This is a genomic window from Haematobacter genomosp. 1 (assembly GCF_002196855.1).
Taxonomy (GTDB): Bacteria; Pseudomonadota; Alphaproteobacteria; order Rhodobacterales; family Rhodobacteraceae; genus Haematobacter.
Genome location: NZ_NIPW01000045.1, coordinates 20,042 through 35,690, shown reverse-complemented (window position 1 = coordinate 35,690; position 15,649 = coordinate 20,042). Strand labels below are relative to the sequence as shown.

Annotated in this window: 14 protein-coding genes; 3 read left to right on the top strand and 11 right to left on the bottom strand. The window is 67.1% G+C overall.

Annotation, left to right across the window (positions count from 1 at the left end; all coding sequences use genetic code 11):
• The coding region (locus tag CDV49_RS18065) for an FUSC family protein (RefSeq protein ID WP_088216775.1) at nucleotides 1–1,073 on the top strand (1,073 nt) is incomplete at its 5' end.
• Here CDV49_RS18065 and CDV49_RS18060 read toward each other — a convergent pair.
• From CDV49_RS18060 to CDV49_RS18015, 10 genes are all read right to left on the bottom strand, one after another.
• Nucleotides 1,048–2,838 carry an ABC transporter permease subunit gene (locus CDV49_RS18060; RefSeq protein ID WP_256947398.1) on the bottom strand — a complete coding sequence of 597 codons (1,791 nt, stop codon included), beginning with the start codon at nucleotides 2,836–2,838 and terminating at the stop codon, nucleotides 1,048–1,050. The two genes, CDV49_RS18065 and CDV49_RS18060, sit on opposite strands and share 26 nt — an antisense overlap.
• Before the next feature lie 200 nt (nucleotides 2,839–3,038).
• Complete coding sequence (locus tag CDV49_RS18055; protein WP_218822006.1) at nucleotides 3,039–4,109, bottom strand: ABC transporter substrate-binding protein; 1,071 nt, start codon at nucleotides 4,107–4,109, stop codon at nucleotides 3,039–3,041.
• A gap of 32 nt (nucleotides 4,110–4,141) precedes the next feature.
• Nucleotides 4,142–5,215, bottom strand: a complete 1,074-nt coding sequence (locus tag CDV49_RS18050) for an ABC transporter ATP-binding protein (RefSeq protein ID WP_088216774.1) — start codon at nucleotides 5,213–5,215, stop codon at nucleotides 4,142–4,144.
• 248 nt (nucleotides 5,216–5,463) lie between these two features.
• On the bottom strand, nucleotides 5,464–6,411 hold the full coding sequence (locus tag CDV49_RS18045; RefSeq protein WP_088216773.1) for a LysR family transcriptional regulator: 948 nt from the start codon (nucleotides 6,409–6,411) through the stop codon (nucleotides 5,464–5,466).
• Between the two features lie 1,146 nt (nucleotides 6,412–7,557).
• Nucleotides 7,558–8,232: a DUF1028 domain-containing protein gene (locus CDV49_RS18040; protein ID WP_088216772.1), complete on the bottom strand. Its 675-nt coding sequence runs from the start codon at nucleotides 8,230–8,232 to the stop codon at nucleotides 7,558–7,560.
• A gap of 106 nt (nucleotides 8,233–8,338) precedes the next feature.
• On the bottom strand, nucleotides 8,339–8,755 hold the full coding sequence (locus tag CDV49_RS18035) for a RidA family protein (protein ID WP_088216771.1): 417 nt from the start codon (nucleotides 8,753–8,755) through the stop codon (nucleotides 8,339–8,341).
• 93 nt (nucleotides 8,756–8,848) lie between these two features.
• A complete protein-coding gene (locus CDV49_RS18030) occupies nucleotides 8,849–10,000 on the bottom strand; it encodes an aromatic ring-hydroxylating oxygenase subunit alpha (protein ID WP_088216770.1) in 1,152 nt (383 codons plus the stop codon).
• A gap of 117 nt (nucleotides 10,001–10,117) precedes the next feature.
• Complete coding sequence (locus tag CDV49_RS18025; protein ID WP_088216769.1) at nucleotides 10,118–11,059, bottom strand: 2-hydroxyacid dehydrogenase; 942 nt, start codon at nucleotides 11,057–11,059, stop codon at nucleotides 10,118–10,120.
• Nucleotides 11,059–11,802, bottom strand: coding sequence for a class II aldolase and adducin N-terminal domain-containing protein (locus CDV49_RS18020; RefSeq protein WP_088216768.1), 744 nt, complete (start codon nucleotides 11,800–11,802; stop codon nucleotides 11,059–11,061). The genes CDV49_RS18025 and CDV49_RS18020 overlap by 1 nt, the downstream gene beginning before the upstream one ends.
• A gap of 59 nt (nucleotides 11,803–11,861) precedes the next feature.
• Complete coding sequence (locus CDV49_RS18015) at nucleotides 11,862–13,214, bottom strand: LLM class flavin-dependent oxidoreductase (protein WP_218822005.1); 1,353 nt, start codon at nucleotides 13,212–13,214, stop codon at nucleotides 11,862–11,864.
• 312 nt (nucleotides 13,215–13,526) lie between these two features.
• On the opposite strand from CDV49_RS18015, the gene CDV49_RS18010 reads away from it, so the two are divergent.
• Nucleotides 13,527–14,162 (top strand): TetR/AcrR family transcriptional regulator, encoded by a 636-nt coding sequence (locus tag CDV49_RS18010; RefSeq protein ID WP_088216777.1) that lies wholly within the window; start codon nucleotides 13,527–13,529, stop codon nucleotides 14,160–14,162.
• Nucleotides 14,159–15,100, top strand: coding sequence for an NAD(P)H-dependent flavin oxidoreductase (locus CDV49_RS18005; protein ID WP_088216767.1), 942 nt, complete (start codon nucleotides 14,159–14,161; stop codon nucleotides 15,098–15,100). Before CDV49_RS18010 ends, CDV49_RS18005 begins: the two co-directional genes overlap by 4 nt.
• A gap of 3 nt (nucleotides 15,101–15,103) precedes the next feature.
• On the opposite strand, the gene CDV49_RS18000 is transcribed toward CDV49_RS18005, so the two are convergent.
• Nucleotides 15,104–15,604, bottom strand: coding sequence for a hypothetical protein (locus CDV49_RS18000; RefSeq protein WP_088216766.1), 501 nt, complete (start codon nucleotides 15,602–15,604; stop codon nucleotides 15,104–15,106).
• Nucleotides 15,605–15,649 lie beyond the last annotated feature (45 nt).

The following is a 15,649-nucleotide window of genomic DNA, read 5'->3' as shown; positions in this document are numbered from 1 at the left end:
AGGCCGGGCCCGCTCTGGCCCGCGCCCTCACCGCCCTGGCCGATGCGCCGTGGCAGGAGGCGGGACGCGCCGATCCCGCGCCCGTCCATCGCGACTGGCGGGGCGGGCGTGAGGCGGCGATCCGGGCCGCGGTGACCATGCTGGTCGTGGGCGGCATCTGGATCGTCACGGGCTGGTCCTTTGGCGCCTACATGATGCTGGGCGCATCGATCATGACTTCGGTCTTTTCGACCTTCGACAACCCTGCGGTGACGATCCGTACCGTCCTGCTCGGGCAGGCGCTTGGGGCGCTTGGGGCGCTGGCGGTGCGATGGCTGCTCTGGCCGCTCGCGTCGGGGGAGTTCGGTCTCATCCTCCTCATGATGCCCGCGATTCTTGTCGGTGCCCTGCTGATGGCGCAGCGGCGGACGGGACAGGCCGCCTATGACTACAACATGGTCGTCATGCTGATGCTGCAACCGGTCTGGCCGCTCACGATGGGCCTGTCCACCTCGCTCACCGCCGCTGTGGCCGTGGTGCTGGGTCCGCTCGCCGGGTTGGTGGCGTTCCGGCTGATCTATCCGGTGGACGGCGTCCGGCGGCTGACCATGCTGCGCGAGACGATGGTGACGGAGTTGACCCACCTTGCCCGGGAGCCGCAGGCGGCACATCGGGCTTCGGTCTGGCGGGCGCGGCTTCATCACCGGGTGCTGCGGCTGGTCCGCTGGTCGGAAAAGCTTGACCGCGCGCCTGTCCGGGCGGCGGACGGGGGGCTGGCGGTGCTGACGCTCGGACGGGCGATCCTGCATCTGCACGATCTCTCTGCCCTGCCGCTCCCGCCGCCGCAGACCCGCCGCGTCCGCGCGCTTCTGGAGCGCCTGTCCCGGCTGGACCGGGAGCCTCGCAAGGCTGCCCGCGCGCTGCGGAAGGGCGCAGATGCGCTTGCCGCCACGCCGTCGGCGGATGTCCGGCTGCTCCGCGCCGCCGCGAAGGGGTTGGAGCAGGACATCGACTTCTTTCGGCTCGGAACCGGCGGCACCCCCTCCGGCGGCGCATCCGGTGGCCCGGTCAGCGCCGGACCCGCCCCTGCATGAGTTCCATCGCCAGGAACAGCAGCGCCACGATCACCGTCACCACGACGGAGGCCGCGGCCAGCGTCGGGTTCACCTGAAAGAGGATGTCGTCCCACATCTGCTTGGGCAAGGTGGTGACCAGACCGCCGCCGACGAACATGGCGATGGTCAGTTCCTCGAAGGACTGCAGGAAGCCGGTGATGAACCCCACGACAAGTCCGCTCGCCACCAGCGGCAGGGTGATGCGCCGCGCGATGGCAAGCGGGGGCGCCCCCAGCGTCGCCGCCGCCTGATCCAGCCGCCAGTCGTGGCCCTTGAAGGTGCCGAGCAGGACGACGAACACGATGGGCAGCGCGATGACCGAATGCCCCACGATCAGCGCGGCATTGGTTGCGACCATCTGGAACTGCGCAAAGACGTAGAAGAGCGACATGGCGATAACGATCGTGGGCACGACCATGGGCGCCATGAACAGCAAGAACAGCGGCCCGGACAGGCGGCTGCCGCCCCGCACCACCGCCAGCGCGGCAAGGCCCGCCAGCACCACCGTGACCACCGCGGTCGCAAGGCCCACGGCGAAGGAGCGCGTCATAGCCGCCAGCCAGAGGGGGGAGCTGAAGAACGTCTCGAACCAGCGGAGGCTGAAGCCTTCGGGCGGGAAGGTCATGAACTCTCCCGCCGTGAAGGCCATCGGGAAGAAGCCCACCACCGGGAACAGCAGCACGAGGATCAGCCCCCAAGCATAGACATCGAGCAGCCGTGCGCCCGGCAGGCCCCGGAGATGGCTTGCCCAGAGCTGCTCCACCTTCGCGAAGCCCTCGCCCAGCCCCGTCGCCACGCCCAGGCCCAGACGGCGGAACAGGCTCTCCGGCGGACGCGGGCGCGCCCCGCCCCCGGCGATGGAGGAAATGCCGAACACCCGGTCGAACAGCAGGATGGCGAGCAGGGTGCTCCCCATCAGCACCAGCGCCAGCACCGCGCCGAACTGCCAGTTCTGAAGCTGGTTGATCTGCGAGATGATCATCTGGCCGATCAGCGTCTCCTTGGGGGAGCCGATGAGCGCGGGGGTGATGAAGAAGCCCAGCGACATGACGAAGATCAGCAGCGCCGCCGTTGCGACCCCGCGCATGGAAAGCGGCAGGTAGATGCGCCAGAACGCCTGCGCCCCCGTCGCACCGAGCGTGGCGGCGGCTGGCGTCAGGCGCCTGTCGATCTGGTTGAGCACCGGCATCATGGTGACGACGCCGAGGGGCAGCATCGTATGCGCCATCCCGAGCACCACCGTCGGGCGGGAGAACAGCAGCCCATCGCCGCCCGGCAGCCCGAGCGCGTTCATCGCGGCCGCGACCACGCCGTTCCGGCCCAGCAGCACCAGCCAGGAGAAGTTCTTGACCAGCGCGCTCGTCCAGAAGGCCAGAAGCACCAGCATCAGCAATATCCGCTGCCGCCGTGGCGGCTGCTTTGCCAGCCAGTAGGCCAGCGGATAGCCCAGCAGGATGCAGATCACCGTCACCTGAAAGGCGATGGTGAAGGTGGTCTGCAGCACCCGCTGATACAGGGGGGAGGAGACGAGCTTTCGGAAGCCTTCGAGGCTGAACGCCCCCTGCTTGTCCTGAAACGCCACCGTCATCATCTGGCCCACCGGCCAGAGGAACCACACGGCAAGGAACAGCAGAGCCGGCAGCGCCAGCCAGAGAAGCGACGGTCGCCGCTGGCGCCGGATGGGCTGCCGGACCGGCTGCGGGGCGGGCGATGTCATCGCGGGCGCGAGGGTCTGATCGGTCATCTCTCGGCTTCCTTCGGTCTTCGATCCGGTCTTCGATCCAGTTCCGGGCCGCGCTGCGGCCGGCAATCGCCGTGTTCCCGAGCGCCGCCGGTATGTTCAGCTCCGGCAGTCCATGAATGCAGGCCTGAATGCAGCAGGCCGGACAGGAGCGCCGCTCACCCCGACGGTCGCGGTGAGCGGCGGCCTGTGCTGCTCTCCGGTCAGAGCAGCAGCCATTCCTCCATCCGCTCCACCACCTTGTCGTTGTTCGCCGTCCACCATTCGGAGTTCAGCATGGTCAGGTTCTTGATGTTGTCGGGGAAGGTCGGCATCCGGTGGGCGCGGGCCGTGTCCATGTGCTCAAAAGCACCGTTGTTGGTCGGGCCATTCGCCACGATGCTGGAATAGTGGCCCTGCCGGTCCGGGCGGAGGCAGAAGCGGCAGAATTCGCGCACCTCCTCCAGATGCGGCGTGCCCTTCACCACCGACCAGCCGTCCACGTTGTAAAGCCCGTTCCAGACCGGGGTGACGGGTGCGCCCGCGTCGATGGCGGCAAAGGTGCGCCCGGCCCAGGAGTCGGACATGTCCACTTCGCCGTTCTGGAGGATCTGGGTGTTCTGCGCGCCGCTCGCCCACCAGACGGAGACATGCTCCTTGATCTGGTCGAGCTTGGCGAAGGCCCGGTCCATGTCGATCGGATAGAGGTCCTGCGGCGCCACGCCATCCGCCAGCAGCGCCAGTTCCAGCATCCCCGAAGCCCCGCGATAAAGACCGCGCCGCCCGGGATATTTCTCGACATCCCAGAAATCCGCCCAGGTCTTGGGGCCGTTTTCGCCGAACTTGTCGTTCCGGTAGGCCATGATGATGCCATAGACGGAAAAACCGGCCCAGTCGGCGGTAAGCGTGCCGGGGATCATGCCGTCAACGCTTTCGGGCGCGAAGCCAAGCGTCTCGATATAGTCCCCTGCCTCGTGCAGGCGGGCGACGTGATCGGGCGTCACCATGCAGGCGTCCCACAGGAAGGTTTTGGTATCGACCAGCATCTTGAACTGGCTGACCGGGTCCGCGTCATGGGCGACGTTGACGACCTCGATCCCGGTTTCCTGCTGGAAGGGGTCGCAGAACGCCGTCTTGATCGCCGCTGCGGGAGCGCCGCCGACATCTGCGATGGTGATCCGCTTGGGCTGGGCCAGGGCGCCGCGCGGCAGGATCGCCGGCGCGGCAAGGCCCACCGCGCCGATGGCCGCTGTCTTGAGAAGTCCACGGCGGGTCGGCCTCATCAGTGTGGTCATGGAGAGCTCCTGTTGGGTCGGTTTTATGGGTCTTACGCCTTGAGAACGCGGGAATTCGCCGGATCCCAGGTGAGGGAGAGCACCTCGCCCGGCGGGATGGGGTCGGCTCCCGCCGGTCTGCGCACCGTGAGCACGGCATTTCCCGCCGTGCGAACGATGAGCCGGGTTTCCGATCCCGCGTAGATCCGCTCCTCCACCCGCGCGGTCAGGAACCCCTGCCCGGCAGGGGCGACGGAGAGGTATTCGGGCCGCACGGCGAGCGATATGCGCTCCTCCCTCCCCGTGGTATGGGGGAGCGGCAGTTCGCCGTCCGGGGTGAGGAGACGGTCGGCCCCGGCCCGCTCGCCGCGCAGGATGTTGGAGATGCCGATGAAGTCGGCCACGAATTCCGTGCGGGGGGCGTCATAGATCTCCACCGGCGTTCCCACCTGCTCGATCTGCCCGTCGCGCATCAGGCAGATGCGGTCGGAAAGCGCGAGCGCCTCCTCCTGGTCATGGGTGACGAAGATGATGGTGGAGCCGGTTTCGCGGTGGATGCGTTTGATCTCGATCTGCATCTGCTCGCGCAGCTTGCGGTCGAGCGCGGAAAGCGACTCGTCCATCAGGATCAGCGAGGGTTCATAGACAAGACAGCGCGCCAGGGCCACGCGCTGCTGCTGGCCGCCGGACAGGTCGGAGGGGAAGCGGCGGTCGAAGCCGGAGAGGCCGACCATCTCCAGCGCCGCTTCCACCTTCCGGCGGACCTCGGCTGCGGGGAGCCTGCGCATCTGGAGCGGGAAGGAGACGTTCTCCGCCACGGTGAGATGGGGAAACAGCGAATAGCTCTGGAAGACCACGCCGATGTCGCGCTTGCTGGCGGGGGCGTGGGTCATGTCGCGCCCGTCGATCAGGAGCCGCCCGTCCGTCGGCTCCACCAGCCCCGCGATGAGCTGAAGGAGCGTCGTCTTGCCCGAGCCGGAAGGGCCGAGCAGGGTCAGAAGCTCCCCCGCCTGCACCTTCAGATCAACGGGACGAAGCGCCTGCACATCTCCATAGCTCTTGCCCAGTCCCTGAGCATGGAGCTTTGGCGTCATCTGGGCGGCGCGGATCGGGGATTCGGTGGTCATCTCTCGCTCCCGTCGTGGCTGTCCTCTGGTGATGGGGGCGGGGGGCGACGGCGTAAATTAAGAAAACCGGCGGGGTTGGTTAGGGAAGTCCTATCCATCCGCCGTGCTGCCCGGAGAAAGCGGCAATAGCGCGTCCAACGGGTGTGGCGGCAGGCCAGCGCCTCGGCGGCCATGAGGGCGCTGAATGCTGCGCTGCCGCGAAATGGGCGCCGCTGCCTGTTTTCGCGGCACTTCCGCAAGCGCGACGGTCAGGCGCGGACGCGCCGTTCCATCAGCGGCGCGACCATTCCGGGGATGTAGGAATCGGAGATATGCGTGCGGCAATGTTCCGCGAAGGCTTCGACCAGCCGCGATTTCCGCCGTCCCTTGAGCGTGGCGAGGCCGAGGATCATCGGCCGCGGCTCCCCTGCGATGCGGACGCGGACCACCTTCCGCCCGTCCATCGCAACGTCTGACCGGGGCAGGACATTGGCAAGCGTATAGCCATAGCCGTTCGCCACCATCGTCCGCAGGATCTCCGGGTAGGGGGAGCGCCCGCCGATCACCGGGTCGAGTCCCGCCTGAAGGAAGATCGACAGGAAGTATTCCCGGCTGGAGGGCAGGTCCAGCAGCAGAAGCGGCTCGCCCGCCAGTTCGCGCACCGTGATTGCGGGCAGGGTGGCGAAGGGATGCACCTCGCCCACCACCGCATGCAGCGGCAATGAGGCAAGGGGCGTGAACTCGAACCCATCGGGGACCAGAAGGTCATAGGTGATGGCGATGTCCGATTCCCCGTCCACAAGCGCCCGGAGAAGCTGGTCGTGATCGCCGATCAGCGGCGCGATGGCGGTGGTCGGGAAGGCCCGCGTGAACGAGTGGCTGAGTTCGGGCAGCACCATGGAGGCGAGCGTCGCCATGCAGCCAAGGCTCAATTGGCCGCGCACCATGTCGGTCGCCTCTGAAGCGGCGGCGTAGAGCTGCTGCGCCTGCTCGACGAGCCGCTTGGCCTCCGCCAGCACCGCCCTCCCGGCGGGGGTGAGCGAAAGGCCCTGCGCATGGCGGCGGATGAAAAGCTGGGTGCCCAGCTCCTCCTCCAGATGCGCGATGGCAGTGGAGATGGAGGGCTGCGAGATGTTCACCCGCTCCGAGGCAAGGGTGATCGACCCGGTCTCGGCGGTGGCGATGAAATACTCGATCTGGCGAAGGGTGTAACGCATGGGGAATTATCGCCCTCATACCGGCAAGCGCAACAGCGCGGTTTGCAGCCGCGATCGGTTGGTTGGAACGGCAGGCCGGTCCTGTGCCGTCGATTCCGCCATCGCGATACCGGCAAGGGGAAGCCTGCCGCCGAGACGGTCCCAAAACGCGGTGCTGAGGGCGTGCTGCCGGCTCTTGTCCTCCTTTGTGAGCCCTCACCTCCGCTGCGCGTTGATGGTCTGAAATTGGCCTGATGGAACTTTATTCCGGATCCCTCCTGCGAGATGAGTTCTGACACCGCCTCCGCCGCGAACAGCCGCCCTAATCGCGCGCTCCCGCGACCGGCGCTTGCACGTGGCGCTGTTTCATCGGCGATGCCCCCGACAGGCGGTGGAGCAGGTTGCGCCCGCCTCGCGGTCAGATCGCCGCCACATCCATAGGCGAGTGAAGCGGAATGCCGGTAAGGAGACGATGGCAGGGAGCGCCCTTGGATGCAGGAACGCCTCCATGCTCCTGCGCCACCGCTTGTCGCCGGAAATTCCCCGTAGCGCGCGGGATCGAAGCCGGTCGGCAACAGGACGATGGCGGGATCGCTGCAATGGACTGCGCCGTCGCAGGCGTTGGAACCGCTCCCATGGCGCGCTCTGCCCGGCGATGACCTCGCGAGGTGAGCAGGCGCACCGCGCCGTCGCAGGCGCCCGGATCCGTCCCGCAGGGCAATCTGCCAGAGATCACCCGTGAAGAGATCACCCGTGAGATGAGCAGGCGGGCGGCCCGCCACGCCGTTGCAGAGCGCCGGAAGCCCCTCCAGACGGGTGACACCATGGATGACCCGCAGGATGATCAGGCGGCGGGGGTGCCTGCCGCAGCATCGCAGGCATCGGCCTTCCCCACGCGGGCACTCTGCTCGGCGATGACCCGTGAGGCGAGCAGGCAGGCGGCCGCCGCGCCGTTGCGGAGCCGAAAGCCCTCCAGACGGGTGGCCCCATGGATGACCCGCAATATTGGCGGGTGGTGGAAGGTGCCTGCCGCGCCGCCGCTGAGCGGGCGGGTGGAGCAGGTGCAGGCCCTCCCGGTGGCCAGACGGGACGCAGTTCGCGGCCTGCGTGCTCGCTGGCGCCGGACGCCATGGGCGCGGGCGGCATTGCTTTCGCCTGCCGGGATGATCACAGGTCGCCCGGCACACCGTAGCTCGGGGCGGCTTCGGGCGCGATGGCGCGCCTGACGTAATCCTCAAGCTGCGGCGCATAGATTTCCCACAGCGCGCGCAGCCGCCCGATGGGATCGGTGTCGTCCCAGTCCACGCGCAGGTCGGCGATGGGCCAGGAGACATCGCGCACCACCAGCAACCCGGCGGAATGGACCGGCCCGGCCTCACCCCCGGCTGCCTGCCCCGCCTCCAGCGCGGCGAGGAGCCGTTCGGGAAGCGCGCCCTCTGCCGTCTCGAAGCCGCGGACCATCGCATCGGGCACGTTCTCGCCCGCCAACAGGTTGCCCGCAGCGGCGCAGAACCGCCCCCGCGCCGTGCCGAAGGTGCCGAGAACACGGGCGCCGGAATGGATGGCGCTCTGCCCGGTGCCGTCCACGATCACTACCTGCCGCCAGTCGGCGGCGGCGTAACCGTCCAGCAGCGCCGCGAGCGCCTCCTCCGCCCCCATGCCGCGCGCCATGAGATCGAGCGCGCGGGGGCCGAGCGACGGATCGGTCACATTCTGGCTGGCAACCACGCCCACCCCCGCACGGGCATGGGCGCAGCGCGCCGCAACCGCCGGAGAGGAAGAACTGATCGCGATGCCGAACGCCCCGGTGTCGGGACAGGTGGCGGAGATGGAGAAGGTCATCCGTGCAGGCTCTTTGCTGGCTCAGGGGCTGTCTCGGGAGTTGTCCCGGGGGTTGTCTCGGCGGGCGCGCGCCGCTGGACGGCGCCTGTCGGGCTCAGTTCGGTGCTCAATCCGGGATCACGGCGGTCGCATCGATCTCCACCAGCCATTCGGGCCGGGCAAGGGCGGAGACGACGATGCCGGTGGAGACGGGATAGACCCCCTTCAGCCACTTGCCGACGACGCGATAGACAGGCTCGCGGTAGCGCGGGTCGATCAGGTAGATGACGATCTTGGTGATATGCTCAAGCTCGCCGCCCGCTTCCTCCAGCAGCATCTTGATATTGGCCATCGCCTGTTCCGCCTGCGCCGCCGGGTCGCCGATGCCGACGTTTTCGGCCGTGTCCAGATTCTGGCCGATCTGGCCGCGCAGGAACACCGTCTGCCCCCGCGCCACGACCGCCTGACACAGATCGTTGTCGAGGTTCTGCTCGGGATAGGTGTCCTTGGTGTTGAACATGCGGATGCGCTTGTGCACGGGCATCTTGGGGCCTTTCAGGCGTTGTGCCGGGGTTCGGCTGGTCGAAAACCGGGGATCGGTGTCGAGGACAGGGCGGCGAAAGCCGGCGGGACGAAATCAGCTTTCGGCGGGGAGCGCGCCCACGCGGCGGGCGACGTATTGGGCGAACTCGAAATTCGGCCGCTCCAGATGCGACAGATGCCCCGGTGCGCCGAACCGGGAGGAGACGCCGCGGAACACGCGCTCGGTGCAGCCCTTGTCCTCTTCGTTCACCTCGTCGAGCAGGGTCTTCAGCGCGGCGAAATGCGCTTCCGCCTCCGGGTCGGCCATGAACTCGGGGGAGAGGCCGCCGCCATAAAGGATCTTCACGTGATCCGGCCCGTCGGGGTGCAGGCAGAGATACCAGAAATACCCCGGCGTCAGCGTGATGAGCAGCGCGGGATAGATGGCGAGCAGCCAGGTGATCCGCCGCTCATCCCCTTGCAGCCGGGTGTTCTCCGGATGGGCAAGCGCTAGCGGCACCGAATCGTTCTTGAGGATGAAATGGTAGTTGAAGGCCTCCGTCCCCTCCGGGCAGGTCATCTTCATCAGGTCCACCGAGCCGCCGATCGTGTCCGAATGGCAGACCGGCAGATGGTAGCTCTCCATGAAGTTCTCCGCCAGCACCTTCCAGTTGGTGTTCCAGCGGTGCTCCTCCCGAAAGGTCTCCACGTAGGATCCCATGTCGAGATAACCGACCAGCTTCTCCACATCCGCGAGCCGCTCGGCCGGGGCGGGGGCGTCCGGGTTCAGCGTGACGAGGATCCAGCCTAGCCATTCCTCGCAGCGGATCTGCGGAAGCGCGACATCGGTCTTGCAGAAGCTCTCGTTCAGCCCCATCGCGGGCGCGCCCCGCAGTGAGCCGTCAAGGTTGTAGGTCCAGGCGTGATAGGGGCAGACGATGGCGCGCGTCCGGCCGCGGCCCTCCAGCAGCGTGGACATCCGGTGGCGACAGACGTTGGACATGGCGCGGAGCCTTCCCTCCCGGTCGCGCAGCACGATGATCGGCTCGCCCGCGATGTCCATAGTCAGGTAGTCGCCCGGTTCCTTCAACGCGTCCGCCCGCCCGGCGCAGAGCCAGTCATGGGCAAAGATCGTCTCCAGTTCCCGCGCGACGAACGCCTCCGACGTATAGACGGATTTCGGCATCGCGCGGGCCTTTTCGAAAGGTTGGCTCACGTTCTGCGCCAGCTCCTCGGTGGGCCGGAGCGCGGGATCGTGCTGCGTCATGGGTATCCGCCTTTCACAAAGGGCCTGCCTTGATGCGAAGCCTACTCCGCCCGGGGAGAGCGAAGAATTATCAACTTCTGCACCCCTGCTTAGGCTTTGCCTAATCCGGGGCTAGGATCAACACGCCACGCCGCGCGGCACGCTGCCGATCATCGCCTCTCCCCGCTCCGTGCGGCGGATGTTTTCCGCAATCGTGAGAGCGGCGCTGCCTGCGCGGGTCTGGCTGGCGACATGCGGGGTGAGGATGACGCGGGGATGCGACCAGAGTGGGTCGTCCGGCGGAAGCGGTTCCGGGTCCGTCACGTCGAGCACAGCCGCCGACAGATGCCCTTCGTCCAGCGCGGCAAGAAGCGCCCTCTGGTCAAGCTGCGGCCCGCGTCCGGCATGGACGAGACCGGCGCCTTCGGGCAGGGCCGCCAGAAGCTCCGCGTCGATGATCCCGCGGGTTTCGTCTGTCAGCGGCAGGAGGCAGACGAGGATGTCGCTTCTGCGCACCATCTGCTTCAGGCCCGCCGCCCCGGTGAAGGAGGCGACGCCCGGCACGTCCCGCGGTGTCCTGCTCCATCCTGCCAGACGGAAGCCGAAGGGCCGCAGCCGTTCCGCCGCCGCGCGGCCCAGCTCACCGAGGCCGAGGATCCCCACCTGCCGTTCGGAGGGCAGCGGATTCGGCAGTTGCCGCCATTGCCGCCGCGCCTTCTGCACCATGTAGGCGGGGAGGTCGCGGTGGAGGAGCAGCACCGACATGGCCACGTAATCCGCCACGGAGGCCGCCACCGCAGGATCCACCAGACGGACGAGCTCCGTCTGTCCGGGGAAATCCTCCTGCCGGAACTGGTCGATCCCGGCGGAGAGGGAGAAGACGCAGCGCAGCGCCGGGAGCCGCCGGTGCAGACCGGCGGGCGCGCGAAAGGTGACGAGGTAGCGGACCTCCTCGGGGGCCATGTCTCCGGGCATCACGCCCTCGGGCGCGGTCAGCACGCGACGGCCCGGAAATTCGCGGCGGAGGATGTCGGAGAGCGTCGCCACGCGCTCCGCATCCGCGCTGATGAGAATGGTCATCAGTCGGCGTAATCCGGCTCTTCGCGGTCGAGGATCCGCTTCATTTCCTCAAAATGCGCGATGGAGAAATCGCGGATGCCCTCCCAGCCGACCGCCGTGGCCTCCGCCACCTCGTCCGAGAGCACGGAAAGCGGCTGACCCGTGGCATAGGCGGTGGTGAGGATCTGGCAGGCGCGCTCCATCGTGTAGATGTCGTCGAAGGCCACGCCGATACTGTCGGAGGCGACGAGAATCCCGTGGTTGCCCATCATCAGGCGCGAGTGAGTGCCGAGCAGCCCCGCCAACCGCGCGCCTTCCTCCACCGAATCGGCCATGCCGCCATAGTGCAGGTCGACGGCCACGCGGTTGAAATAGCGGGCGGTGTTCTGGTCGATGGGCAGGATCGCGGGGTTTTGCAGGCAGGCGATCGCGGTGGCGTGGATCGGATGGAGATGCAGCACCACCCGCGCCGAGGGGTTCGACTTGTGGATCTGGCCATGGATCGCCCAGGCCGTCGGGTCCACCAGCCCGCTTCTGGCCGTCGCCGGGTCGTCGGCATCGAGCAGGAGCAGGTCGCTGGCCCGGATGGTGGAGAAATGCTTCCACTTGGGGTTCAGCAGGAACTGGCGGCCGTCGGGGGAAACGGCGGCACTGAAGTGGTTCGCGACGGCTTCGTGCATGCCCAGCCGCGCGACGATGCGGAAGGTCGCCGCAAGGTCGATGCGGAGCTGCCGTTCGTCAGCCGATGTGATGACGTCTTTCATGGGGGAGGTCCTGTCGGGATGATGTGGCGGGCGTCTGTCGGCCCGCCTGAGGGGGAGGGTTATTCCGCGGCGAGGCTGGCGCCCGCCGTTGCATGGCGGTTCGGCGGGCGTTTCAGGCCCAGATTGTCGCGCAGCGTGGTGCCGGTGTATTCGGTGCGGAAAAGTCCGCGGCGCTGAAGTTCGGGCACCACCTTCGTCGTGAAATCGGTCAGGCACTCCGGCAGCACCGGGAAGGCGATCATGAAGCCGTCGGAGGCACCCGAGGCGACCCAATCCTCCATCTGGTCGGCCACCTGCGCACCGGTGCCGAAGAAGATCGCCTTGGAGCGGTTGTACTTCCGCATCACTTCGCGGAGCGTCAGACCCTGACGGATGAGGCCGACGATCTCGTCGAAATAGACCTGATGGAAGTTCGATTTCTCCGGGATGCGATGTTCCGGGACAGGTTCGTCCAGCGGCAGGTCCGACAGGTCGGTCTCCAGATCGGTCTTCATATACATCAGGCTGATGTCCGTGTGGACGAGGCCTTGCCAATAGTCCCACTTGCGGCGGGCGTCCTCCTCGTCCTCTCCCACGACGATGGAGACGCCGGAGAGCACTTTCAGCTCTTCCCGGTCGCGGCCGAATTTCGCCATGCGGCCCTTCAGGTCTTCGTAGAAGCGGATGGCCTGCGCCTTGTTGGCGCCGGTGCCGAACACCACTTCGGCCGTTTCGGCGGCGAGCTCCTTGCCCGCCTCCGAAGCGCCCGCCTGGAAGATCACCGGGTGCCCCTGCGGCGGCCGCGCCATGTTGAGCCCGCCATGCACCTTGAAGAACGGGCCCTCGTGATCCGTGACATGGAACTTCGCCGGATCGAACATCCGCACGCCGTCGTGGTCATAGACAAAGGCATCGTCCTCCCAGGTGTCCCAGAGGGAGGTGACGATCTTGAAGAATTCCTGCGCCTTCTCATAGCGGCGATCATGCGGGGGCAGCTTGTCCAGCCCGAAGTTGCGCGCCGCGAAGTCATTGGCGGAGGTCACGACGTTCCACGCCGCGCGCCCGTGGCTGATATGGTCGAGCGAGGCGAAGAGCCGCGCCACGTTGTAGGGCTCGTAAAAGCTGGTGGAGGCCGTCGCGCCGAGCCCGATATGCGAGGTGCACCCCGCCAGCGCCGTCAGCAGGGTGATCGGCTCCAGCATGTTCATGTAGAGCGGCCCGCGCGTCCATGCGTCGAGCTTCTCCGTCCGCGCGGCGGGCGTATCGGCCAGGAAGAAGAAGTCGAGCTTGCCGTCCTCGGCCTTCTGCACGATGTCCTTGAAGTAATCGACATCGGTGGCCGCCCCGTCCGTCGCTCCCGGCACCAGCCAGGCGGAGGAATGGTAGCCGTTCGCTTCGAAAAGCCCGCCCAGAACCATGGGTTTCTTCGTCATATCGATTCCTTTCGCGGCGATACCGGATCGCGGAATGTAGGCCAGCCGGCGTGGCATGCCGGATGGCGGGAGCGGCCCACCGTCGAGCAGAGCGAGCCGGGCCTGCGGCACCCGACGGGCCGCCCCCGGCCCCTGCGCTGTCCGGTGCGGGCCTCCGGTTACTCTCTCTGTCGGAGGTGACGGGTGTAAATTATGAAAATCGATTGCGCCCCATAGAGACGACCTAACCATACGGAAGTCTCGGGCTGGGTGCTTGACCGGAGGGGAAGGGCATGGCTCTATCGTGTTACCGATAAGTAAATGCGCGGTCCCATGTCGAAACCAGCCCTCTCCCCCTGGAGCCACTCCCGCCAGCGCTCGGGGGAGCGGAGCCGCAAGCAGGATGCCGTGCTCCGAACCGCGGCCCGGTTCTTCAACGAACGCGGCTACCATGCAACCTCGCTCGACGATGTGGCGGAGGCGTTGGGCGTGACCAAGCCGACGATCTATCGCTACTTCGCCAACAAGGACGAGATCCTCTTCGAATGCACCCGGCGCGGGCTGAACGCCATCGCGGCTTCCGCACGGGATGCGGCGGTGGCGGGGGATCCCGCGCCGAAGCGGCTCCGTGCCATGCTGCTGGCTTATGCGCGGATCATGCTGGACGATTTCGGCATCTGCGTGGCGCGGACGCAGGACCACCTGCTCTCCCCGGAAAGCCGCGCCGCCTTCCGCTCCCTGAAGCGGGAGATCGACCTGCTCATTCGTGCCGTGGTGGCGGAGGGCGCGGCGGAGGGAAGCCTCAGCACGCCCGATCCGCGCCTTGCCGCCTTTACCTTCGCCGGGGCGCTGAACGGTCTTGGCGCCTGGTTCGACCCGGCGGGGCCGATGACCGCGGAGGAGGTCGCGACGCGGACGGTGGATGGTCTCATGCAGGGCGTCATGCCCGGAAAGGACGTCGCGCAATGACATTGCCGAAAGCATTCGAGGCACTGCGGCTGCCCGCCATTGCCGCGCCGATGTTCCTGACCTCCGGCCCCGATCTGGTGGTGGAGGTCTGCCGTTCGGGCGTGGTGGGCACCTTTCCGGCGCTGAACCAGCGCAGCACCGAAGGCTTCGTCGCCTGGCTTGAGGAGATAAAGGCCCGTCTGGAAGCCTTCGACACCCCCGCGCCCTATGGGGTGAACCTGATCGTCCACCGCTCCAACCCCCGTCTGCGCGCCGATCTGGAGGAGGTGGTCCGGCATCGCGTGCCGCTGGTCATCACCTCGCTGGGCGCGGTCGCGGATGTGGTGGATGCGGTGCATTCCTATGGCGGGCTGGTGTTTCACGATGTCATCAGCCGCCGCCATGCGGAAAAGGCCGTAGAGGCGGGTGTGGACGGGATCATCGCCGTTGCGGCGGGTGCCGGGGGCCATGCGGGCCAGATCAGCCCCTTTGCGCTGGTGTCGGAGATCCGCGCCATCTTCGACGGGGCCATCGCGCTTTCGGGGGCCATGTCCACCGGGGCGCATATCGCCGCAGCGCGGGCGATGGGCGCGGACCTGGCCTATCTCGGCACCCGTTTCCTTACCACGCGCGAGGCGATGGTGAGCCTTGCGCAGAAGGAGATGACCGTGGCCGCGCGTGCGGCCGATATCCTCTACACACCGGCGATTTCCGGGGTGGGGGCGAATTTTCTTGCGCAGAGCGTCGTTGCCGCAGGCATGGACCCGGCGAACCTGCAAAGCCATGGCGCGCTCGACATGGGAAACGAGGCGAAGGTCTGGCGGGACGTGTGGTCTGCCGGGCAGGGCGTCGGTTCGCTCGGAGACATTCCGGGCGCAGCGGAACTCTGCGACCGGCTGGCCCTGCAATACGCGGAGGCTATGACGCGACTGGCGCGCGATCCCTTTGCAGGGCGGTAGCGGCTACTCCAGCCGTTTCCAGCTCAGATACATGCCGATATCTCCCGGCATCCCGTCGGGCCAGTCGATGACCATCGCCTTGAGCTGATAGTCCGCGGCTTTCAGGTGATCGCGCCAGATTTCGTAGAATTGCCGGGGCCGCCCGGTCAGCGTCTCGGGCCAGTCCGGCTCCTCGTTGTTGATCGCCCGGCCATGATCGGTGCAGAGCGCGTTCGGGAAGCGGAGCATGAGCACTTCCGTCTCTCCCCGCTCGGCGGCGGTGGTCAGCCGCATCTTGAGGTTGTCCACAAGATCATGGACCGTCTGGCGATTGATCTTCAAAGGCTCCGAAAGCTGGGCGATCAACTCGTCTCGGGCCTGGTTGGCCTCCGTTTTGGTGGCGCTGTCATCGGCGTCCATGGCAGCGCGGCGGCGATCCATATAGGCTTGGAGATCTTCCGCCGTCATGAAGCTCTCGTCTCCGAGACGGGTCGTTTCGGTGGGTTTGTCCTCATTCGCAGGCATGATGTCATCCTGATCCGAAGGGTTCTGTAAAGGGCCTGATCCGAA

What these genes read in the sequence shown, in the direction of transcription:
- CDV49_RS18060 (WP_256947398.1), bottom strand. Translation starts at nt 2,838, where the DNA reads ATGACCGATCAGACCCTCGCGCCCGCGATGACATCGCCCGCCCCGCAG.
- CDV49_RS18055 (WP_218822006.1), bottom strand. Translation starts at nt 4,109, where the DNA reads ATGACCACACTGATGAGGCCGACCCGCCGTGGACTTCTCAAGACAGCG.
- CDV49_RS18050 (WP_088216774.1), bottom strand. Translation starts at nt 5,215, where the DNA reads ATGACCACCGAATCCCCGATCCGCGCCGCCCAGATGACGCCAAAGCTC.
- CDV49_RS18045 (WP_088216773.1), bottom strand. Translation starts at nt 6,411, where the DNA reads ATGCGTTACACCCTTCGCCAGATCGAGTATTTCATCGCCACCGCCGAG.
- CDV49_RS18040 (WP_088216772.1), bottom strand. Translation starts at nt 8,232, where the DNA reads ATGACCTTCTCCATCTCCGCCACCTGTCCCGACACCGGGGCGTTCGGC.
- CDV49_RS18035 (WP_088216771.1), bottom strand. Translation starts at nt 8,755, where the DNA reads ATGCCCGTGCACAAGCGCATCCGCATGTTCAACACCAAGGACACCTAT.
- CDV49_RS18030 (WP_088216770.1), bottom strand. Translation starts at nt 10,000, where the DNA reads ATGACGCAGCACGATCCCGCGCTCCGGCCCACCGAGGAGCTGGCGCAG.
- CDV49_RS18025 (WP_088216769.1), bottom strand. Translation starts at nt 11,059, where the DNA reads ATGACCATTCTCATCAGCGCGGATGCGGAGCGCGTGGCGACGCTCTCC.
- CDV49_RS18020 (WP_088216768.1), bottom strand. Translation starts at nt 11,802, where the DNA reads ATGAAAGACGTCATCACATCGGCTGACGAACGGCAGCTCCGCATCGAC.
- CDV49_RS18015 (WP_218822005.1), bottom strand. Translation starts at nt 13,214, where the DNA reads ATGACGAAGAAACCCATGGTTCTGGGCGGGCTTTTCGAAGCGAACGGC.
- CDV49_RS18010 (WP_088216777.1), top strand. Translation starts at nt 13,527, where the DNA reads ATGTCGAAACCAGCCCTCTCCCCCTGGAGCCACTCCCGCCAGCGCTCG.
- CDV49_RS18005 (WP_088216767.1), top strand. Translation starts at nt 14,159, where the DNA reads ATGACATTGCCGAAAGCATTCGAGGCACTGCGGCTGCCCGCCATTGCC.
- CDV49_RS18000 (WP_088216766.1), bottom strand. Translation starts at nt 15,604, where the DNA reads ATGCCTGCGAATGAGGACAAACCCACCGAAACGACCCGTCTCGGAGAC.